Raw genomic sequence first — 21,304 nt, 5'->3', positions numbered from 1 at the left:
TAGGTGGGCCGATGGTATGACGGGCTCGGGCCTGGCGCACGGGGGCATCCGAGCATGCCCGCCCAACGAAGCCCTCGCGCCGCCCAGAAGCGCGGCCACGGCGCCGTCACAAATCCACAATGCCAATCAGGGTATCCGTTTGTGACCCAAGCAGTAATTGCCTAAGCAATAAACTGCATGGCATGAATTCTTCCAGCCCTTCCCGTACCGAGCCCCCCGCGCCGCGGTTCTACGACGGCACGCAGTATTGCAAGGAGCAATCCGTCGGCTTCCTGATGAAACGCTGCATCGCGGTGCTGGTTCGCAATCTGGAACATCAGTTGCAGGCCCTCGACCTGACCGGCACGCAATGGCATCCGCTGCTGCATGTCCACCTCGGCTGCGACACCGTGGCCGCCTGCGCCCGGGAAATGCAGACCGATGCCGGCGCGATGACCCGCATGCTCGACCGCCTCGAAGCCAAGGGCCTGCTGACGCGCGAACGCAGCAGCAGCGACCGGCGCGTGGTCAATCTGGCGCTCACCCCGCGCGGCACCGAAGTCGCGGCGCAGATTCCACATGTGCTTTCCGAAGTGCTCAACGAGCATCTGCGGGGCTTCAGTCCCAAGGAATTCAGCCAGCTCCTCACCCTGCTTCAACGCTTCATCGACAACGGCGAAGCGCTGGCCGAAGCGCATCAGGCCGGGCCCGGCCCCCAACTGGTCATGCAAGACCCCACCGCAAAACCCCATAACGACAAATCCGACTCCTGACCCGTTCCCATCATGCTCCATACCTCTTTGATCTCATCGCGCGGCGTGCGGCGTGCCGCGCTGGCGGGCCCTCTGCTGGCCGCGCTGCTGCTGGCGGGCTGCGCCAGCACCGGGGGCATCGCCCCCACGGCCCACCTCACCCCGCCGCAGCAACTCGGCCTGCAGCCTGTGCAGACGGCATTTCCCAAGACCGACTGGTGGACGGCTTTTCACGACCCCGAGCTCGACCGCCTGATCGCCACCGCCCTGGCCGACAACCCCAGCCTGCAAGTCGCCCAGGCGCGGCTGGCACAGGCCCGTGCGCAGGTGCAGGGAGCCGACAGCGCCCTCAAGCCCAAGCTGGGCGCCGCGGTGGGCTCCACCCGCGAGCAGTTCAGCGCCAACGACATCTACCCGCCCCCGCTGGGCGGCGGCTGGTACACCGAAAACCAGGCGATGCTGCAAGGCAGCTGGGAGCTGGACTTTTTCGGCAAGAACCACCAGACCCTGCAGGCCGCCATTGGCGAAGCGCACGCCGCCGCTGCGCAAGATCAGGCCGCGCGCGTGCTGCTCGCCTCCAATGTGACCAGTGCCTACGTCAACCTCGCGCGCCTGATCGCCGTGCAGAACGTGCTGCAGCAAACCCTGCAGCAGCGCGAGCACATGCTGAAGCTGGTGCGCGACCGGGTGAACGCGGGGCTGGAAACCACGGTGCAGGAGAAGCAGGCGCTGGCCGAAGTGCCGCAGATCCGCCTGCAGATCGACCAGACCGGGGTGCAGATCACGCAGGCGCGCAATCTGCTGGCCGCGCTGACCGGCCAAGGCCCGCAGGCCACGGCCACGCTGGCGCCGCAGCTCGATGCGCTGCCGACCCTGGCCCTGCCCGACAGCCTGCCCGCCGAACTCATCGGCCGCCGCGCCGACATCGTCGCCGCCCGCTGGCAGGTCGAGGCGGCGCTGCACGGCGTGAAGGCCGCACGCGCCGCGTTCTACCCCAACGTCAACCTCACCGCGTTTGCCGGCTTCACCGCGCTGGGCTTCAGCGACTGGCTGCAATCCAGCAGCCAGACCCTGGGGGTCGGCCCGGCACTGACCCTGCCGATTTTTGAAGGCGGCGCGCTGCGTGCACAGCTTCGCGGCAAGGCGGCGCAGGCCGATGCGGCCATCGCGCAATACAACGGCACGCTGGTGGATGCGGTGCATGAAGCGGCCGATGCCATTGCCTCGCGGCAATCCATCGCGCAGCAGATCGCGCAGCAGCAGCAGGCGCTGGCCGCCGCGCAGGACGCTCTTCGGCTGGTCGATCAGCGCTACAAGGCCGGGCTCTCGAACTACCTCACCGTGCTGAGCGTGCAGTCGAACGTGCTCAAGCTGCAGCAGGCCGGCGTTGACCTGAGGGCACAGGCCCTGGCCGACGATGTGGCGCTGATCCGCGCCCTGGGCGGTGGCTACAAAGCCAAGGAACTGCCCGCCAGCGCCCCGGCAAAGCCCTCCTGACGCGCGCACCGACCCCTCCCTCAAAAAACGATTCGAATCCCCACGGAGTGCATCCATGAGTACCACTGACAACAACAAGACTGAAGGCGCGGCCCAGCCCGCCAGCAACGGCAACGGCAACGGCAAGGCTGCCAAACGGCGTCGGCTGATGCTGAGCGCCATCGGCATTTTCGTCATCGTCGGCGCAGCCTATGGCGGCTACCACTACTGGGAGTCGCTGCGCTACGCCTACACCGACGACGCCTATGTGCAAGGCAATCTGGTGCAGGTGACCCCGCAGGTCGGCGGCACGGTCATCGCCATCGACGCCGACGACACCCAGCTCGTCAAGGCCGGCCAGCCCCTGGTCCAGCTCGACGGCGCCGACACCCATGTGGCGCTGCAACAGGCCGAAGCCCAGCTCGCCCAGGCTGTGCGCCAGGTGCGGGTGAGTTTCGCCAACAACGGCACGCTGTCGGCCCAGGTCGCGGTGCGCCAGACCGATGTGAACGTGGCGCAGGCCAGCGTGGCCCGCGCCGAAGACGCGCTGCGCCGCCGCCAGGAGCTGGCCGGCACGGGCGCGGTCGGTGCGGAAGAACTGCGCCAGTCGCAGATCGCCCTGCAGTCCGCCCAGGCTGCGCTGACCACCGCGCAGGCCGGGGTGAAGGCCGCGCAGGAACAACTCGCCGCCAGCGAAGCGCTCACCGCGGGCACCGTGATCGCCAGCAACCCTTCCGTCAAGCTGGCGGCGGCCAAGGTGCGCGAGGCTTATCTGGCCTATGAGCGCACCATGATTCCGGCGCCGGTCAGCGGCGTGGTGGCGCGCCGCACGGTGCAACTCGGCCAACGGGTCGGCCCCGGCACGCCGCTGATGTGGGTGGTGCCGCTCAATGATGTGTGGATCGACGCCAATCTGAAGGAAACGCAGCTGCGCGACGTGCGCATCGGCCAGAAGGCCACCGTGGTCGCCGACACCTATGGCGGCAGCTTCACCTACACCGGCCATGTCGTCGGACTGTCGGCCGGCACGGGCGCCGCCTTCTCGCTGCTGCCGGCGCAGAACGCCACGGGCAACTGGATCAAGGTGGTGCAGCGCCTGCCGGTGCGCGTGGCGCTCGATCCCCAGCAGCTCGCCAGCCACCCGCTGCGCGTGGGCATGTCCACCGAAGTGACCATCGACATCACCGACCACAAGGGTCCTCTGGTCACCGATGAACCGCCCACCAGGCCCGCCGCACGCACCGACATCTACGCCGCCGACTGGCAAAAGGCCGACACCCTGGTGAACGCCATCATCGCCGCCAACGCGGGCGGCAAGCGCTGAGGAGGCGGGCATGGCCACCACGCAAGACATCGAAGAAAGCGCGGCCGGCGCCACGCCAGACCCGGTCGCCGCCAAGGGCACGCCCTCGCACATGACGCCGTTGACCGGCAGCGCACTGGTGCTCGGCACCATCGCGCTGTCGCTGGCCACCTTCATGAACGTGCTCGACACGTCGATCGCCAACGTCTCGATTCCGGCGATTGCGGGCGACCTGGGCGTGAGTTCGTCGCAGGGCACCTGGGTGATCACCTCGTTCGGCGTGGCCAACGCCATCGCGGTGCCGCTCACGGGCTTCGTCACCCAGCGCTTCGGCGCGGTGAAGGTGTTTCTCACCAGCATCCTGCTCTTCACCCTGTTTTCGTTTTTGTGCGGACAGGCGCCCAGCATCGAGATCTTGATTCTGTTCCGGGTGCTGCAGGGCGCTTCGGCCGGGCCGATGATTCCGCTGTCGCAGACGCTGCTGCTGTCGAGCTACCGACCGCAGCGCGCCGGCATGGCCATCGCCATGTGGTCGATGACCACGCTGATCGCGCCCATCATGGGGCCGCTGCTGGGAGGCTGGATCACCGACAACATTTCCTGGCCGTGGATCTTCTACATCAACGTGCCCGTGGGCCTGCTGGCCGCGGCCGTGACGGCGTCGATCTATCTGCGCCGCGAAACGCCCATCCGCAAGCTGCCGATCGACTGGACGGGCCTGGGCCTGCTCGTCATCTGGGTGGGCTCGCTGCAGATCATGCTCGACAAGGGACAGGAGCTCGACTGGTTCTCCAGCCCGGTGATCATCGCCCTGAGCGCCGCCGCGGTGGTGGGCTTCGTGCTGTTCCTGATCTGGGAGCTCTACGACGATCACCCGGTGGTCGATCTCTCGCTGTTCAAGATCCCGACCTTCACCCTGGGCACCATCATGCTGGCGCTGGCCTATGGCATGTTCTTCGGCAGCCTGGTGCTGCTGCCGTTGTGGCTGCAGGAGTTCATCGGCTACACCGCCACCGACGCCGGTGAGGTGCTGGCCTGGGTGGGGCTGTTCGCGCTCGTCCTCTCGCCCATCATCGGGCGCTATCTGCCGGTACTCGATTCGCGCTGGGTGACCACGTTCTCCTTTGTCGTGTTTGCACTGGTGTTCTACATGCGTTCGCAGTTCACCACCGGCGACAGCTACTGGGAATACTCCATCCCCACGGTGATCCAGGGCGTGGCCACTGCGACCTTCTTCATCCCGCTGCTGGGCATCATCCTCGGCGGACTGCCACCTCACCGCATCGCGGCGGCATCGGGCCTGTCGAATTTCGCCCGCATCACCGCGGGCTCTTTCGGCACCTCGATCTACACCACTTGGTGGACCAATCGTGCCGACCTCCATCACGAGCAACTGGTCAGCCACATCTACACCGGCAGCCCGGTGCTCGAACCGATGCTCCACGGCATGCAGGCCCAGGGCTTTACGCAGGAACAATCTCTGGCCGTGATCAACCGCCTGATCGACCAGCAGGCCTACACCATCGCCGTGGACGACATGTTCCGTCTCAGCGCCTGGCTGTTCATCGCCCTGATCGCTCTGGTCTGGCTGATCAAACCCTCCAAGAGTTCCGCCGGTGGTGACGCTGCCGCCGGGGCGCATTGATGCCCCACCCAACACCCGAAAAGAGGTCTCGATGTCTCACTCACTCACTCACCACCCCGCCGACCCCATGCATGACGCGACACCCACCCGCACGGCTCGCCTGCGCCGCCCGGCGCTGGCCGCGGCCCTGGTGATGGCGGCCTGCCTGGCGCCCGCCCAAGCCGCCGAACTCTCCTTGCTCGGGGGAATCGACAAGGGCGACGAATACCGCAACGCCACGCTGGCCCTTCAATCCGCACCAATCTGGCGGCATGATTTCGCGCACAGCAAGCTCGACGTGGTGCTCGAAGCCTCGCTCGGCCAGGTATCGAGTTCGACGGGTTCGGGTTCGCGCCATCTCACCCACGTAGGGCTCACCCCGTTTGCGCGCTGGTGGTTCGCACCGCAGACCGCGATGGAATTCGGCATCGGCGCCAACGTGTTTTCTGGCACCACGCTCGGCGCCAAGACAATCTCCACCGCCTATCAGTTCGGCGACTCCATCGGCCTGCTCCACCGCTTCGCCGGTACGCCCTGGACCGTCGGGGCGCGCCTGACCCACTACTCCAACGCCGACATCAAACGCCCCAACCCGGGGCAGGACTATCTGCAGTTGCGGGTCGGGTACAGCTTCTGATCTGCCCAGGGACAGCCCCGCATCTCCTTGAGCGGGGCCGGGGCCGCAGGAGGCCGAGAGGTGCTGCGGCACAATGCGGGCACCATGCTTGAGAACCTCCCCGAACCCACCCGCATCATCGCCATCCGCCATGGCGAAACCGACTGGAACGCCGCCGCACGCATCCAGGGCCATACCGACATTCCGCTGAACGCGCGCGGCCTGGACCAGGCCCGACTCGCCGCCGGAGCCCTGGCCGATGAGCCCATTGCCGCGGTCTACGCCAGCGATCTGCAACGGGCCTGGCAGACAGCCGAGGCCATCGCCGCGCCGCATGGCCTGAGCGTCATCCGCGACTCCAGCCTGCGTGAACGCTGCTTCGGCGCGTTCGAAGGCCACAGCTTTGCCGCGCTGGAGCCGCAGCATCCCGAGCTTTGCGCGCGCTGGCGCCATCGCGACCCTGACTTTGCCGCACCCGGCGGGGAATCGCTGCGCGATTTCGCCGCACGCGCCCAGACCGCGCTGCGGACCGTCGCTGCGCGCCATCCGGCGCAGCTCATCGTCGTGGCCGTGCACGGCGGCGTGCTCGACGCCTTCTACCGCGCCGCCACCGGGCAGGACTTGCAGGCCCCGCGCAGCTTCGAGCTGCGCAACGCAGCGCTCAACCGCTTGCTGTATGCCCAGGGCCAGCTCACCCTGGTGGGCTGGGGCGACACCGCCCATCTCGATCGCAGCCTGAACGAAGGTGTGGAGTAATCGAGATTTCGCCCCGATTTTTGTCCTGAATGAATGAGGCTGAGCGCAGTGTCTCGCTAGACTGCGGGCTCAATATCCCTTTTCGTGCAGCCCGCCGTCATGGTCGCATTCCGTCCTCGCCTGTTCGCCCCCCTCGTCGGTCTCACCCTCGCGCTGAGCGGCATGTCGGCCTACGCCGGACTCGGTCGGCCGCTGTCGCAAGCGCCCCAGGACGGCCAGCCTGTCACCCAGGTTCAGCGATTCACGGCGAAGGCCGCCACCGGCGCCTCGGCTGACAGCGCCTCCACGGTGCAGTCGCAAACGCTGCAGACCCCACAGGGCGTGACCGTGACCGAATACGCCAATCCGGCGGGCGTGGTGTTTGCGGTGACCTGGAAAGGCCCGTTCAAACCCGATCTGCAGCAGTTGCTCGGCAGCTACTTTTCGCCTTACGTCGACGCGGCCAAGACGCAGACGCAGCAGCTCAATCTCTCGCTGGTGACGGGAAGCGACATCGTCGTGCACAGCGCGGGCCGCATGCGCGGCTTCCTCGGCGTGGCCTGGGTGCCCTCGCTGGTGCCCGCCGGGTTCGATCCGTCCACCCTGCAACCCTGAACGGGCGGCGTCCATGCATTCCCGATCGCGCTCGGCCAAGCGGCTTCGTCGCATCGCGGCGCTGGCCGCATTGCTGTTGAGCGGCTGCGGCGGTGGAGGCGGCGGCTCCTCCCCCGCGCCGACCGCCTCGCTCACCAGCCCCGCCGTCGGAAGCAACGTAGCGGCCGTCAGCATCCGCCAGCTCGAAACCAACACCTCCACCCTCACCGCCAATACGCCCTATGTGGATGTCACGGTCTGCGACACCCAGGGCAACTGCCAGACCATCCACGACGTGATGGTGGACACCGGCTCCGCCGGCTTGCGGCTGTTCACGAACAAGGTCAGCCTGAATCTGCCCGGTCTGCCGTCGAACGGCGGCACCCTGGCGGCCTGCGCCCAGTTCGCTTCGGGCTACGCCTGGGGCAGCATGCACCTGGCCACGGTGCAGATCGGCGGCGAGGTCACGACCTCGGCCATCCCCATCCAGTTCATGAACGACCCCACGCTGCCCGTCGCGCCGGCCAGCTGCGAGGCGCAGGGCACGGACTTCGCCTCCCGCTTCGCGCCGGTGGCCAATGGCATCCTGGGCATCAGCAATTTCATTCACGACTGCGGCTTCGGCTGCACCGAGGCCACGCCCGCCGACCAGCGCCCGGCGATGTATTACAGCTGCGCCAACGGCATCTGCGCCCAGACCAGTGCCGAACTTGCGCAGCAGGGCACCAACCCTGTTTCGGCCTTCGCGGCGGACAACAACGGCAGCATCCTGAACCTGCCCGCCGTGCCGGCCAGCGGCGCGGCCAGCGCCACCGGAACCCTGGTCTTCGGCATCGGCACGCAGACCAACAACGCACTGCCCTCTAGCGCCCAACTGTTCCCCATCAATCAAGACGCCTACATCAGCGGCCGCATCGACGGCGTCTATGGCCGTGGCTTTATCGACAGTGGCTCCAACGGCTACTTCCTCGACCTCGACTCCAGCGTGCCCCGCTGCACGCCGAATGCCGCATCGAGCTGGTACTGCCCCAGCAGCCCGGTCGCGCTGACGGTGCAACTTCGCGGCGCGGCCAGCGCGCAGAACCTGCTCATCGGCAACGCAAACGCCATGTTCGCGCAGAAATACACCGCCCTGCCCGCGCTCGGCGGCACCGCCGCCATTGCGCACTTCGCCGATCTCGGGTTGCCGTTCTTCTACGGACGCCCCATCGCCACCGGGCTCGAAGGCACCGACGCCAGCGCGCCCTATGGCTATTGGGCGTTCTGAAGCTGGCGTGCTGCGCCGTGGCATCTGTCACTGACAAGCGATTCAATGCGTTCTTCATCCCCCACGACCTGCCCTTGAACTGAAGCAAAGGCCGCGACGATGTTGCCAAACCCCCGTCTGATCTTGCTGCGCCGCCTGTCCATCATCGCCGTTCTCGGCACTGCCATGCTGCTCGCCGCATGCGGCGGCGGCGGAGGTGGCAGTTCGCCAGCCTCCGCACCGACGGCTCCGAGCTACAACACCGATCTCAGCAACGTCGTTCCGGGCGACAACACCAATCTGGGCGGAGTCGCTGGCCAGCCCTCCGCCTCGGGCACCAACGTCGTCCCGGTGAACATCAAGCAGTTGCCGGGCAGCAGCACGCTCACGGCCAACACGCCCTATGTCACCGTGACGGTCTGCGCGCCCGGGGGCGGCTCGTGTCAAGCCATCCCGAATGTGCTGATCGACACCGGCTCGCAGGGCTTGAGGCTGTATGCCGGTGCACTGCAAGGCAGCACCCTGAGCGCCCTTCCCGCGATCTCCAGCGGTGGCGGCACGCTGGCTGCCTGCGCGCAGTTCGCCTCGGGTTATATGTGGGGCAGCATGCGGCAGGCCATCGTGCAGATCGGCGGTGAAACCACCGCCTCCGCCATCCCGATTCAACTGATGGGCGACACCACGCTGCCTTCCGTACCTGGCGCCTGCACCGCACAAGGCGGTACCGATTTTTCCAGCAGTTTTGCCAATGTGGCCAACGGCATTCTGGGCATCAGCAATCTCAAGTACGACTGCGGCAGTGCCTGCGCACGAAGTACCAGTCCTGGGGTGTATTACGCCTGCACCAGCAGCACTTGTTCCGGAGCCACCGCACCCCTCTCCCAGCAGGGCATCAACCCCATCGCCGCTTTTGCCAACGACAACAATGGCAGCATCCTCGCGCTGCCCGGCGTGCCGCTTCCCAATGGCGCGGCGAGTGCGAACGGCACTCTGACTTTCGGCATCAACACCCAGACCAACAACACCCTGGGCGCCGGACAGATCTACCCGCTCGACAGCGCGGGCAATCTGTCGCTGACGGTGAACGGCACGGCGCAGGCGGGCTTTGTGGACAGCGGCTCCAACGGCTATTACCTGGCGCTGAGCGGCGTGCCGACCTGCGGTTCGGCGTTTTACTGTCCGACCCAGCCTTTCAGCCTTGCGGTCGGTCTGCAACTGGCCAGTCAGGCGTATGGCCCGGCACAGACCGTCGTGATCGGCAATGCGCAAAATATGTTCCAGACGCAGAACACCGCGCTGCCCGCCCTGGGCGGAACGGTGGCAATCAACGGTTTCGTCGATCTGGGACTGCCGTTTTTCTACGGCCGATCGATCGCCACGGGCCTCGAAGGCACCAACGCCAGCGCACCGAACGGCTATCTGGCGTATTGACCGCGCTCAGGCGCCGAACAGATCGCCACCCTGGCGTTGCGGCGCCGCCAGGCCGAGATGGGCGTAGGTGGCGGCGGTGGCGATGCGTCCGCGCGGGGTGCGCTGCAGATAGCCCTGCTGGATGAGATAGGGCTCGATCACGTCTTCGATGGTGTCGCGCTCTTCGCCGATGGCGGCGGCCAGATTGTCCAGCCCGACGGGGCCGCCGTCGAAACGGTGCACCACGGCTTCGAGCAGTTTGCGGTCCATGACATCGAACCCGCGCGGATCGACATCAAGCATCTGCAGCGCGGCATCGGCCACGGCTGCGGTGATCTGCCCCGCGGCCTTGATCTCGGCAAAATCGCGCACCCGGCGCAGCAGGCGGTTGGCGATGCGCGGGGTACCACGGGCGCGACGCGCGATCTCGGCGGCGCCGTCGGAATCGATGGCGGCGCCGAGCAGCCGGGCCGACCGCGCCACGATGCGAGTCAACTCCTCGGCGGTGTAAAACTCCAGGCGCGCGACGATGCCGAAGCGGTCGCGCAGGGGGTTGGTCAACATGCCCGCGCGGGTCGTGGCGCCGACCAGGGTGAAGGGCTGCAGGTCGATCTTCACGCTGCGCGCGCCCGGCCCTTCGCCGATGAGAATGTCGATCTGATAGTCCTCCAGCGCCGGATACAGGATCTCCTCGACCACCGGCGAGAGGCGGTGAATCTCGTCGATGAACAGCACGTCGTTGCGTTCGAGATTGGTCAGCAGCGCCGCCAGATCGCCCGCGCGCTCGAGCACCGGGCCGGAGGTCGAGCGCAGGTTCACGCCCATTTCTCGCGCCACGATGTGCGCCAGCGTGGTCTTGCCCAGCCCGGGCGGACCGAACAGCAGCACGTGGTCGAGCGCTTCGGCGCGCTTGCGTGCCGCGCCGATGAAGATGTCGAGCTGTTCGCGCACACGCGCCTGGCCGACATAGTCGTCGAGCTGCTGCGGGCGCAGCGCGCGCTCGGCCACGGCCTCCTGCGGCGACTCGGCCGCAGCATCGATCACGCGGGCGGGGCTGGCGGCAAAGGCATCAGGTTGAATGGGCACGGCAGATCCGACGGGTAACTGGGAATCCGCACAGCATAGACCATCGCGAGCCAGGGCGAAGCGAGCGCCGCGAGGCCAGCCGTCGGCCTTTACCCTCGCAGCAAGGCCTCCTCGGCCAGAGACAGCGCATCGGGCAGACCGGACAGCACCACGGTGTCGCCCTCCTGCAGCAACAAGGTCGGAGCCGGTCGGAGCACCTGGCCGTTGCTGCGTCGAACTTGCGTGACGCGTGCGCCATCGCGACTCACCATGCGCAACATCTGCCCCACGGCTGCGGCCTCGGCGGTGAGGGTGACCGACTGCAGACGCGGCTGCTCGGCCTCTTCCAGCGAGGCATCGTCGCTGCCGTGAAACCAGTCGCGCAGCAGCCCGTAGCGTGCGGCACGCGCATGCCGCACGCGCTTGAGCACGCGCGGCAACGGCACGCCCACCAGCGCCAGGGTGTGCGACGCCAGCATCAGCGAACCTTCCAGAATCTCGGGCACCACTTCGGCCGCGCCGGCCTGGCGCAGCGCTTCGAGCGGGCCGTCGTCCATGGTGCGAACCACCACCGGAACATGCGGCGCGTGCTCGCGCATGAGATGCAGGATGCGCAGCGCCGAATGCGTTTCGGCATAGGTGATGACCACGGCGCTGGCCCGTTGCAGCCCCGCCGCCTGCAACGTGGCCAGACGGGTGGAATCGCCGTACACCACGTTCTGCCCGGCCGCCTTGGTCTGCGCCACGCGGTCGGGATCGAGGTCGAGGGCGACATGGGCGATGTGCTCGGTATCGAGCAGGCGCGCGAGATTTTGGCCGCAGCGGCCAAAGCCGCAGATGATGACGTGGTTCTGCGCCTTGATGGAGCTGCGCGCGATATTCGTGAGCTGCAACGAGGCCAACATCCAGTCGGCCGATGAAATCTTGAGCACGATACGGTCGATATATTGACCCAGCAGCGGGGTGTAAAGCATGGAGATGACCATGGCCGCCAGCACCGGATTGAGCACTTCGGGGGGAATGAGCTTGTCCCCCGAGGCGATGTTGAGCAGCACGATGCCGAACTCCCCGGCCGGCGCCAGCCACAGCCCGACGCGCAGGCTCAGACCCGGCGGCGTCTTGCGCAGGCGTTCGATGCCGAACACCAGCGCAGCCTTGATCACCGGCGGCAACACCGCCAAGAGCAGCACCAGCCACCACTGCGCGAGCACCAGACGCCAATCCAGCAGCATGCCGATGGTGATGAAGAACAAGCCCAGCAGGACGTCACGGAAGGGACGGATATCGGCCTCCACCTGCGCGCGGTAGGGTGTCTCGGCAATCAACATGCCGGCCAGAAACGCCCCCAGTGCCATGGACAACCCCGCCATTTCGGTGATCCAGGCCAGTCCGAGCGTGAGCAGCAGCAGATTGAGCATGAACAACTCATCCGACCTGCGTCGCACCACGATGCGCAGCCAGGGCTGCAGCAAACGCCCGCCCGCCAGCAAGATGACGGCCAGCACCACCACGGCCTTCAGCAAGGCCCCCGCCAGCAGCCAGGAGAGGTTGTCGCTGTGCGAGGCCAGCGCGGGAATGAGGATCAGCAAAGGCACCACCGCCAGGTCTTGAAACAGCAGCACGCCGATGATGTGCCGGCCGTGCGGCGAATCGAGCTCGATCTTCTCGGCCAGCAGCTTGACCACGATGGCGGTGGACGACATGGCGAAGGCCCCGCCAATGGCGATGCCCGCAGCCACCGGCTGCGTCCAGAACGTCGGCATGGCATAGGCGAAGGCCAGACTGGTCAGCAGCACGGCGGCCATGACCGCCAGCACCTGCGTGGCGCCGAGCCCGAACACCAGAGAACGCATGGCCTTGAGCTGGCCCAGGCTGAATTCCAGCCCGATGGAAAACATCAGGAACACCACGCCGAACTCGGCCAGGTGCTGCATGCCCGCCGTGTCCCCGGCCAGCGCCAGCGCATTGGGACCGATGACGACGCCCACGGCCAGATAGCCAAGCATCGGCGGCATGGACAAGGCGCGAAACAGGGCCACGCCCAGCACGGCGGCAACCAGGTAGAGCAGGGTGAGTTCGAGGCCGGTCATTGAGGCGTCAGGGTTTCGGACGGACAGTCTGTATCGATCCGATACAGCATAAGTCATGCCCGAAACGCGGGTTCGACCGGCTCTGCGACCGCGGCTTCAGGCCTCCTCTGGCGGTGCCTCGGCCCCGGCTTCGCTGGCCGCACCGGGGTCTTCGGGGTCGTCGGTGAGGGTGAGCAGGATGTCGGCATACCAGGCGCAGTTCAGGCCCAGCGATTCGTCTTGCTGAAGGTCGCGACCGCCCATGTCGATGCGCGCGGAATGCACACCCAGCAGCGTCCAGTTCAGATCATCGCGGGTCTGAGCGCCGCGCATCACCACGGGGGCGCCACTGGTTCCCCGGTGGGTGCGTCCGTCCGTGAGAAAGTAGCCCTGCCCCTGGAACCGCAGGCCGAACGATGACGCGATCACCGCCTGCCGGGCCACCGGAAGATGATGCAGGGTGTCGTGAAATCCGAGCGGAAACCCCACGATCAGCAGCGAATCGCCCACCTCCACGGCGTCGAGCGCCCTTTGCAGATGCGCTGGGGTGAAGCTGCGGATCGCCGGCGCCTCGGGCAGCGCTGCGCGGTCGAGTTCGAGCACGGCCACGTCGATGTCGCCGCCGGCGTCCTGACCCTGCCGCCACAGACGCTGTCCTTCGCGGTACAGCGGCGCCGACAGCTGGACCTGCTGGGTGAGGTTTTCAGCGTCGGTGTGAAGCTCGATTTCGATGCGGTTGGGATGATGGCCCGTGGCGTCATCGAGCAGGACGTGGCGGCTGGTGACCAGAAAGAGTCGCTGTTCGCGCGAAAAGAAAAATCCACTCGCGCCCGTCAGCAAGACTGCGTCGATGAACGTCGTCACCCGGGCTGTGGTCAGAAGCAGAGGCTCGATCAAGTGCACGTCCTTTATGTGAGTGTTGTGCCATGACGCGCATTCTGCCGGAGCCCTCGATGCGCCAGGCATGGGAGACCGACTATAATGGCAGCGTAGTAACGCAAAAGCAGGTCGTTTTGTAGAACAAGGTCTGAACCCGGTCGGCTGATTTCAGCTGGTTGCGGCCCGATTGAATTCCCCAAGTGATTTCTGGCGTGTTTCTGCACTGCGCGGGCATGTTGCTGCGCAGATCACTTTTAGGAACTCAAGAAAATGGCTATGCAAACTGGCTCCGTCAAATGGTTTAACGAAAGCAAGGGCTTCGGCTTCATTGCGCAAGATGGCGGTGATGCCGACCTGTTCGTGCATTTCAGCGAAATTCAAGGCAATGGCTTCAAGACCCTGGCCGAAAACCAGCGCGTGCAATTCGAAGTCAAGCAAGGCCCCAAGGGCCTGCAGGCCTCGAACGTGACGGCGCTGTAATCACGCCACACGATCTGAACCCGCAAGGGTTCAAACAAAAAAACCGCAGCCTCGGCTGCGGTTTTTTTATGGCCGCCTCCGCCCTCAGGACGCGGGCTTCAGACTCAGAATCCACCGGGCCAGGTCGAGCGCCTGGTGCGGGTTGAGATAGCCATCGGGCGCATAGGCCGGCATCGGGATGACGCCCCAGCTGCCCTGATGGCCGTTGAGAATCGCGTCTTGCAAAATGGCGGCGGCATGGGGGTTGTGCGCATAGCGCTGTGCCACCGCTCGGTAGGACGGCCCCACTTTCTTGTGATCGATGGCATGGCAGGAAAAGCACCCCTCCGACTGCGCAAGCTGCTGCATCTCCGACGCAGAGGCCGCCGAGGCGGCGCGAGCCGCCCCCAGCGCGATCAACGCTCCCAGCCCCCAGACGCGCCAGCCCTTCACTTGAATTGCTGTCCCATGGTGGCGCCCTTGGAAAGCTGGGTGAGATAGGCCACGAGGTCGATCATTTCCGGGCTGTTGTAGCCGGGCGGCTTGCCCATGATCCCCGAACGCACGCAATGCACGATCTGCCGCTCCAGGGTATAGACGGCCTGCTTCTTGCCTTTGAACTTCGGATACTTCGCAGCCGCCCCGATCAGGCTGGGCAGATGCGCGCCCGAAGGCGCCGTGCCTTCAGACTTGCCACCATCAGTATGGCAGGCGGCGCAAGTCATCAGATGACTGCTGAAGGCGTTGGGCGGCACCCAGGTCTGCTTGGTGCCGAAGGTGTCGTTGGCGAAGATCTGCGCACCCTGGTCGGCAGCCTCGTCGATCGAGGCCACCTTGGCGGTCGCGGTGAATTTGCCTGCGGGCGCCGTGGCGGCCGAGGCGCTGCCAGCGCCAAACATCAGGGCGGCGGCCAACAGCACGGAAGCCAGGGGGCGGATGGCAAACGGATGTTGCATGATCGGTCTCCTCTCGCGCGTCGGGCGACCGCCCGGCGTATGAAGCCGATTGTGCGGCCTTGGCTTGCGCCGCGCGGTGAGCAGATGCGTACAGATGTTGCAGGGTGTGGCAGTCGACTCAAGCACGACTCAGCCGTGCGATCTGGCCATCCTGCCACCGGGCCAGTGCGACCACGCCCAGCGTGGCGCCGATCAGGGCCATGAACATATCGGACTGGGTGTCCCACGGGTCGCCCTGGGTGCCGAGAAAATCGGTGGCGCCGCCACCCAGCGCCAGTGCCGTCCACCATTCGATCAGTTCGTAGAAGGCACTGATCGCCAGCGCCACGCAAATGCTCAGAAAGGCCGCCATGCGGGCGCTGCGCACATAGCGCGCACGCAGCAGGATCTCGCGGGCCACCAGGGCCGGCACCAGCCCCTGCATGAAGTGGCCGATCTTGTCGTAGGGGTTGCGGCCGAGGTGAAAGGCGTGCTCCATCCAGTCGCCGAGCGGCACGCGGGCATAGGTGTAGGTGCCACCAAGAATGAGCACCAGGGCGTGGACCGCGATGAGCCAGTAGAGCAGCGGCGTGAGCGGAAAGCGCCGCCAGGTCCAGGCCATCACCGGCAGCGCGATCAACACGGGCGCCACTTCGAGCAGCCAGGTGCCGCGGTCGTATGGTGAAATGGCCGAAACGCCCAGCGCCAGTGTGACGAGGGCGCCGAGCACGAGGGGCAGCAGCATGGGTTTGGACATCCGCTTCGTTCTCCAGCGTCATGACAGTCGCCGCAGAATAGCGCGGGCGCGGCGCCACACCTGGGCCTTTGCGGCCCCGGCAGCATTCGGCCACGACCTGAACCCGACGCGATGAGAACCCCGACACTCACCGAGCCGCATGCACAAAGCGCTGAGGCCGTGGCGCGGGCGCTGGGCGTGTCGCCCGATCATGGCCTGACGGACGAAGACGCGGCCCAGCGTCTGCGTTTGCATGGGCACAACCGTCTGCCCCAAGCCGCGCCCCGCGGCTGGGTGCGACGTCTCGGCGACCAGTTCCGCGATTTCATGATTCTGGTGCTGCTGGCCGCCGCCGTGTTGTCGGGACTGATGGGTGATCTGGCCGACACCATCGCCATCCTGGTGATCCTTCTGCTCAACGCGGTGATCGGTGTGGTGCAGGAGTGGCGGGCGGACCGGGCCATGCAGGCCTTGCGTCAACTCGCCGTGCCGCATACGCGGGTGAGACGCGACGGCCGGATCGCATGGATCGAGTCCGGCCAACTGGTGCCCGGCGACGTCGTGCTGCTCGAAGCCGGCGACGGCGTTCCCGCCGATCTGCGCCTCGTCGAGGCGGCGCAACTGCGCGTGGATGAATCGGCGCTGACCGGCGAGTCCGCCACCGTGATGAAGCACGCAGACGCGCTGCGGGCTGCGGCCGATCTGCCGCTGGGCGACCGGCTGAACATGGCGTTCCAGGGCACGCTGGTCAACCAAGGCCGCGGCACCGGGCTGGTCGTCGCCACTGGCGCCCACAGCGAACTCGGACGCATCGCCGCGCTGATGCAATCGGCCGGCGATCGCAGCACTCCTTTGCAACAGCGGCTGGCCGCGTTCGGCAAGCGGCTGTCGCTGGTCGTGCTCGCGATCTGCGCGGTCATCTTCCTGGCCGGTGTGCTGCGCGGCGAACCCCCGGCCCTGATGGCGCTGACCGCGATCAGTCTGGCCGTTGCGGCCATCCCCGAAGCCCTGCCCGCCGTGGTCACGGTGCTGCTGGCGCTGGGTGCGCGCACCATGGCGCGGCACCACGCGCTGGTGCGGCGGCTGCCCGCGGTGGAGACGCTCGGCTCGGTCACCACCATCTGCTCCGACAAGACCGGCACGCTGACGCTCAACCGCATGCAGGTCGAGCAAGCGCAGACCTGGGGCGACCTTGCCGAAAACGAACTGTGGACCGCCGCCGCGCTTTGCAACGATGCCGTCGCCGCGCCACAGGCCGGCGGTGACGGCGCGACTTGGGCGGGCGACCCGACGGAGACCGCCCTGGTCGCCCAGGCCGAGGCAGCAGGCCTGGCCGTACAGGACTTGCGGCGCCAACTGCCCCGCCAGAGCGAGCTGCCGTTCGATGCCGAGCGCAAGCGCATGACCACCGTGCATCACGACGCCGCGGGCGGCGTCTGGCTGGCCTACACCAAGGGCGCGCCGGAATCGGTGCTCCCGCTGTGCCGCGAGGCGCTGACCGCCCGCGGGCCGCAGCCGGTAAACGCGGCCCAGGTGCTCGACGCCGCGCAGGCCATGGCGGCGCAGGGCATGCGCGTTCTGGCCGTGGCCCGGCGCCGCATGGACGCCGCCCCCGCCATCGACGCCGTGGAGGGCGACCTGAGCCTGATCGGTCTGATCGGCCTGCTCGACCCGCCGCGCGCCGAAGCGCGGCCCTCGGTGGCCGAGTGCCTCACGGCGGGCATCGTCCCGGTGATGATCACCGGCGATCATCCGGCAACGGCGCTGGCCATCGCCCGCGGTCTGGGCATCGCCGACGCGCACAGCCGCGTGCTCACCGGCAGCGACCTCGCGACGCTCGACGACACGGCCCTTGCCGGGGTGGTGCAGGACGTGCGGGTCTATGCCCGGACCGACCCGGCGCAGAAGATCCGCATCGTGCGGGCGCTGCAGCAGCGCGGCCAGTTCGTCGCCATGACCGGCGATGGCGTGAACGACGCCCCGGCACTGCGGGCGGCCGACATCGGCGTGGCCATGGGCAGGGGCGGCACCGACGTGGCGCGCGAAGCCGCCAGCCTGGTGCTGCTCGACGACCACTTCGCCACCATCGTCGCCGCCGTGCGCGAAGGCCGGCGCATCTACGACAACATCCGCAAGTTCGTGCGCTACACCATGACCAGCAACTCCGGCGAGATCTGGACGCTGTTTCTCGCCCCCTTTCTCGGTCTGCCCGTGCCGCTGCTGCCCATTCACATTCTGTGGATCAATCTGGTCACCGACGGTCTGCCGGGCCTGGCGCTGGCCGCCGAACCGGCCGAGCGCGACATCATGCTGCGGCCGCCTCGCCCGCCCGGCGAAAGCGTGTTCGCACAAGGCCTTTGGCAGCACGCGCTGTGGGTCGGACTGCTGATCGGCGGGCTCTGCCTTGGCGTGCAGGCCTGGGCCGACGCCCAGGGCAATCCCCATGCCCAGACTCTGGTGTTCGTGGTGCTGACCTTCACGCAGATGGCACATGTGCTGGCCATTCGCTCCGAGCGCGAATCGCTGTTCACCCTGGGCCTGCGCAGCAATCTGCCGCTGCTGGGCGCGGTGGCGCTGACCTTTGTGCTGCAGCTCGCTGTGGTCTATGTGCCGGCGCTGCAAAGCGTCTTCCACACCCAGCCGCTTTCGGCGGGCGAACTGGGGCTCAGCCTGGTTTGCGCCGCCGTGGTCTTCGGCGCGGTGGAGCTGGAGAAGGCGTGGCGCCGCCGTGGCTTCGCCCGGGCGGGCATTGCGCAGGCCTGATGCGGCAGAGGGCGGGCTCCCGCAGCCCCCCCCTCAAAGCCCCGCTTTGCGCAGAATCTCCCGCGCTGGCGCCCCTTGCAGAAACTGCGCGAACCGGGCCCGGTCTGCCGCGGCATCCGGCCGGGTGTCGGCGGCGGCAAACGCGGCGACGATGTCGATGGGCGCATAGCTGTCGTCCCCCGGCTGCAGCTCGACATAGCCGCCAAGCTGCCCCTTGACCGCCAGCAGTTCGGTGAGATTGAGAAATCCGGCGTCAATCTGGCCCGAGGTGAGATAGGCGCTGACCTGCGACACGGTCTGCACGAACTTGAGCCGGTCGTACAGCGGGCCCCACAAGCCCTTGGCCCTGAGCCATTGCCCGGCGGCGCGGCCGTAGACCGCGTGCTGCGGGTTCGGCAGCGTGATGGACTGCATGGCCGCAAGATCGCGTACCGGATCGGTGATCGGGCGGGGACTGCGCCGCCCCAGCAGCTTGCGCCGCCAGGCCAGCACCAGCTTGCCCTGACCCAGCGGCACGCGCTGCGGCCCATGAAAATCGCGGGTCTGGTCGATAAAGCCGGCATCGCCGATCAGCACATCCACCCGTCCGCCGGCGCTCGCCTGGGCAGCGATCTGCTGCAGATTGCCGTAGCTGCGCTCGACCGCGATGCCGGTCTGCCGGGTGAATTCGGCGCACAGCGCCTCGACCGGGCGACGGTAACCCGCACCCGCCACGAGCAGTAAGGCTGCCGCCGGTTCCGCGGCGCGTACGAAGGCAACGGGCCCGAGGCACAAAGCCAGGGGAACGATGAGAGCATGACGGCGGTTCACGGGCATGACGGGCCTTTCGATCGGTTGCGTGGTGGTTTGGCGGCGCCGGGTTTCGCTTGGCGGCAACGTGCCTCAGTGCTCGACCGAAGCGGTCTTGACCAGAGCGAACAGCGCGTCGCCCGCGGTCAATTGCAGGGCGGCACAGGCAGGCTGGGTGATTTCGCTCCACAGGCCCTGACCGTCCGACAGCGTGAGCCGCACCAGGACGTGGCCCGGCCGACTGGGGCCGAGGCTGTGAAGCCGCGCCGGAAGGTGGTTGAGCATGCTGAGGCCTTGCGGCACATGGCGCGCCAGGGCAACGTCGCGGGCGTAGATGCGCAGCCGGGTGAAGGCCGTGGCGGCGCTGCCGGGATAGGTCAGGCTTTGGCCGTCGATCTGCAGCTGCGCCAGGCCTTCGCCCAGGCGATGGGTCGGGCCTTCGAGCACGGCCACGGGGCCGAGGCGGTCGAACAGGGGCGAATCCGGGCGCATCAGGGCCTCTTGCAGCGGCTCCACGCGCACGATGCGTCCGGCCTCCATGAACACCACGCGCCGTGCCAGCCGCTCGATCTCCTCGGGCGCATGCGTGACCAGCACCATGGGCAGGCCGAGCGTGCGGCCAAGTTGATCGATGAGATCGAGCAGCTCGTCCTTGGCGCGCCAGTCGAGCGCCGCCAGAGGTTCGTCGAGCAGCAGCAGCCGGGGCTGCGACAACAGCGCGCGGGCAAGCGCCACGCGCTGGCGCTCGCCGCCGGACAGCGCGGTGACCCGGCGGTCGAGCAGCGGGGCGATGCCCACGTCGCTGGCCCGCTGCTCCAGAACCTGCGTGTTCAGGCCTTCGGGCGAGCGCCGCGCGGCAAACGCAAGGTTGCCCCGCACCGTGAGATGCGGAAACAAGGCGGCATCCTGAAACACATAACCCACTTCGCGATGCTGCGCCCGTACCAGGCGGGTGTCGTCCTGCCAGACCGTGCCCGCCAGGTGCAATCGGCCTCTTGCGCCCGGCAGCAAGCCAGCCAGGGCGCGCAGCAGGCTGCTCTTGCCGCAGCCCGACCGGCCGAAAAGCGCCGTGACGCCGTCCAGCGGCCAGGAGAAATCGCCCGTTTCCAGGGTGAACGAACCCAGCCGCGCCCTCAGGTTGCCGCCGAGCTGCGGTGTTGCGTGGGCCGGTGTCGATGCCGTCATATCGGCTCCGATTCTCCGCGCCGGTACAGGCCGTAAACGATGGTGAGCACCACCACGGCGAACACCAGCATCAAGCCGGAGAGGATGTGAGCCTGGGCATAGTCCATCGCCTCGACATGGTTGTAGATGTCGATGGACACCACCCGCGTCTTGCCCGGGATATTGCCCCCCAGCATCAGCACCACGCCGAACTCGCCCACGGTATGCGCGAAGGTCAGCGTGAGCGCCACGATCAGCCCGCCGCGCGACAGCGGCAGCGCCACGTGAAAGAAGCGATCCCACCAGCCTGCGCGCAGCGTGGCCGCCGCATCGAGCAGGTTGCGCGGCAGGCTCTCGAACGCGCGCAGCAAGGGTTGCACCATGAAGGGCAGCGAGTACACCACCGAGCCGATGACGAGGCCGATCTTGTTGAAGGTGAGCTGCCCCTCGTAGCCCAGATGGTGCAGGAACTGGGTGACCACCCCTTGCGGATTGAGAAACACCAGCAGGTAGAAGCCGAGCACCACCGGAGGCAGCACCAGCGGAATCGCCACCACGGCCTCCACCACCGCGCGCAGTGGCGAGCGCCAGTGCGCCAGCCACCAGGCGATGGCCAGTCCGGGAACCAGCAGCACCGCCGTGGCGATGCCCGCCACCTGCAGGGTCAGCCACAGCGGGCCGAGATCGAGGGCGTGGCCGAACAGGGTCAT

Annotated in this window: 20 protein-coding genes; 11 read left to right on the top strand and 9 right to left on the bottom strand. The window is 67.3% G+C overall.

Annotated elements, in window-relative coordinates; translation table 11 throughout:
- Positions 1-182: 182 nt before the first annotated feature.
- From BVH73_RS09705 to BVH73_RS09665, 9 genes are all read left to right on the top strand, one after another.
- On the top strand, positions 183-752 hold the full coding sequence (locus tag BVH73_RS09705; RefSeq protein WP_079418183.1) for a MarR family winged helix-turn-helix transcriptional regulator: 570 nt from the start codon (positions 183-185) through the stop codon (positions 750-752).
- Positions 753-764: 12 nt separating this feature from the next.
- The gene (locus tag BVH73_RS09700; protein ID WP_079418181.1) at positions 765-2,228 is read left to right on the top strand and encodes an efflux transporter outer membrane subunit; all 1,464 of its coding nucleotides are present in this window, start codon (positions 765-767) and stop codon (positions 2,226-2,228) included.
- 55 nt (positions 2,229-2,283) lie between these two features.
- Positions 2,284-3,531 carry an HlyD/EmrA/EmrK family protein gene (locus BVH73_RS09695; protein ID WP_079418179.1) on the top strand — a complete coding sequence of 416 codons (1,248 nt, stop codon included), beginning with the start codon at positions 2,284-2,286 and terminating at the stop codon, positions 3,529-3,531.
- A gap of 10 nt (positions 3,532-3,541) precedes the next feature.
- On the top strand, positions 3,542-5,155 hold the full coding sequence (locus BVH73_RS09690; protein ID WP_079418177.1) for a DHA2 family efflux MFS transporter permease subunit: 1,614 nt from the start codon (positions 3,542-3,544) through the stop codon (positions 5,153-5,155).
- Positions 5,156-5,186: 31 nt separating this feature from the next.
- Positions 5,187-5,771 carry an acyloxyacyl hydrolase gene (locus BVH73_RS09685; RefSeq protein WP_079420505.1) on the top strand — a complete coding sequence of 195 codons (585 nt, stop codon included), beginning with the start codon at positions 5,187-5,189 and terminating at the stop codon, positions 5,769-5,771.
- Positions 5,772-5,855: 84 nt separating this feature from the next.
- On the top strand, positions 5,856-6,506 hold the full coding sequence (locus BVH73_RS09680) for a histidine phosphatase family protein (RefSeq protein WP_079420503.1): 651 nt from the start codon (positions 5,856-5,858) through the stop codon (positions 6,504-6,506).
- Positions 6,507-6,605: 99 nt separating this feature from the next.
- Positions 6,606-7,100, top strand: coding sequence for a DUF2844 domain-containing protein (locus BVH73_RS09675; protein ID WP_079418175.1), 495 nt, complete (start codon positions 6,606-6,608; stop codon positions 7,098-7,100).
- A 13-nt stretch (positions 7,101-7,113) separates the two neighbouring features.
- A complete protein-coding gene (locus BVH73_RS09670; RefSeq protein WP_079418173.1) occupies positions 7,114-8,346 on the top strand; it encodes a DUF3443 domain-containing protein in 1,233 nt (410 codons plus the stop codon).
- Positions 8,347-8,445: 99 nt separating this feature from the next.
- Positions 8,446-9,756, top strand: coding sequence for a DUF3443 domain-containing protein (locus BVH73_RS09665; RefSeq protein ID WP_079418171.1), 1,311 nt, complete (start codon positions 8,446-8,448; stop codon positions 9,754-9,756).
- Between the two features lie 6 nt (positions 9,757-9,762).
- On the opposite strand, the gene ruvB is transcribed toward BVH73_RS09665, so the two are convergent.
- The 3 genes from ruvB to BVH73_RS09650 all read right to left on the bottom strand — a co-directional run bounded on the left by ruvB (position 9,763) and on the right by BVH73_RS09650 (position 13,766).
- The gene (ruvB, locus tag BVH73_RS09660) at positions 9,763-10,821 is read right to left on the bottom strand and encodes a Holliday junction branch migration DNA helicase RuvB (RefSeq protein WP_079418169.1); all 1,059 of its coding nucleotides are present in this window, start codon (positions 10,819-10,821) and stop codon (positions 9,763-9,765) included.
- 89 nt (positions 10,822-10,910) lie between these two features.
- Positions 10,911-12,890 (bottom strand): monovalent cation:proton antiporter family protein, encoded by a 1,980-nt coding sequence (locus BVH73_RS09655; RefSeq protein WP_079418167.1) that lies wholly within the window; start codon positions 12,888-12,890, stop codon positions 10,911-10,913.
- Between the two features lie 96 nt (positions 12,891-12,986).
- Complete coding sequence (locus tag BVH73_RS09650) at positions 12,987-13,766, bottom strand: S1 family peptidase (RefSeq protein WP_079418165.1); 780 nt, start codon at positions 13,764-13,766, stop codon at positions 12,987-12,989.
- A 252-nt stretch (positions 13,767-14,018) separates the two neighbouring features.
- Between BVH73_RS09650 and BVH73_RS09645 the strand changes: the two genes are divergently transcribed.
- Positions 14,019-14,228 (top strand): cold-shock protein, encoded by a 210-nt coding sequence (locus BVH73_RS09645; protein ID WP_079418163.1) that lies wholly within the window; start codon positions 14,019-14,021, stop codon positions 14,226-14,228.
- Between the two features lie 84 nt (positions 14,229-14,312).
- Here BVH73_RS09645 and BVH73_RS09640 read toward each other — a convergent pair whose 3' ends face one another.
- The 3 genes from BVH73_RS09640 to BVH73_RS09630 all read right to left on the bottom strand — a co-directional run bounded on the left by BVH73_RS09640 (position 14,313) and on the right by BVH73_RS09630 (position 15,899).
- Positions 14,313-14,660 (bottom strand): c-type cytochrome, encoded by a 348-nt coding sequence (locus BVH73_RS09640; protein WP_245800313.1) that lies wholly within the window; start codon positions 14,658-14,660, stop codon positions 14,313-14,315.
- Entirely contained in the window at positions 14,657-15,163 is a 507-nt protein-coding gene (locus BVH73_RS09635; protein WP_079418161.1) for a c-type cytochrome, read from the bottom strand. The genes BVH73_RS09640 and BVH73_RS09635 overlap by 4 nt, the downstream gene beginning before the upstream one ends.
- Positions 15,164-15,281: 118 nt before the next feature.
- Complete coding sequence (locus tag BVH73_RS09630; protein WP_079418159.1) at positions 15,282-15,899, bottom strand: DUF2238 domain-containing protein; 618 nt, start codon at positions 15,897-15,899, stop codon at positions 15,282-15,284.
- 111 nt (positions 15,900-16,010) lie between these two features.
- Here BVH73_RS09630 and BVH73_RS09625 point away from each other — a divergent pair, with 111 nt between their 5' ends.
- Positions 16,011-18,641, top strand: a complete 2,631-nt coding sequence (locus BVH73_RS09625; RefSeq protein WP_079418157.1) for a cation-translocating P-type ATPase — start codon at positions 16,011-16,013, stop codon at positions 18,639-18,641.
- 33 nt (positions 18,642-18,674) lie between these two features.
- On the opposite strand, the gene modA is transcribed toward BVH73_RS09625, so the two are convergent.
- From modA to modB, 3 genes are all read right to left on the bottom strand, one after another.
- Positions 18,675-19,457, bottom strand: coding sequence for a molybdate ABC transporter substrate-binding protein (gene modA, locus BVH73_RS09620; RefSeq protein WP_079418155.1), 783 nt, complete (start codon positions 19,455-19,457; stop codon positions 18,675-18,677).
- Positions 19,458-19,523: 66 nt separating this feature from the next.
- Positions 19,524-20,615 carry a molybdenum ABC transporter ATP-binding protein gene (modC, locus tag BVH73_RS09615; RefSeq protein ID WP_079418153.1) on the bottom strand — a complete coding sequence of 364 codons (1,092 nt, stop codon included), beginning with the start codon at positions 20,613-20,615 and terminating at the stop codon, positions 19,524-19,526.
- Positions 20,612-21,304, bottom strand: coding sequence for a molybdate ABC transporter permease subunit (gene modB / locus BVH73_RS09610; protein WP_079418151.1), 693 nt, complete (start codon positions 21,302-21,304; stop codon positions 20,612-20,614). Before modB ends, modC begins: the two co-directional genes overlap by 4 nt.

It is taken from the genome of Thiomonas intermedia (genome assembly GCF_002028405.1).
In the GTDB taxonomy this organism is placed as follows: domain Bacteria; phylum Pseudomonadota; class Gammaproteobacteria; order Burkholderiales; family Burkholderiaceae_C; genus Thiomonas; species Thiomonas intermedia.
Note: the sequence above shows the minus strand (reverse complement) of the source record. Positions and strands in the feature narration are given on the sequence as shown.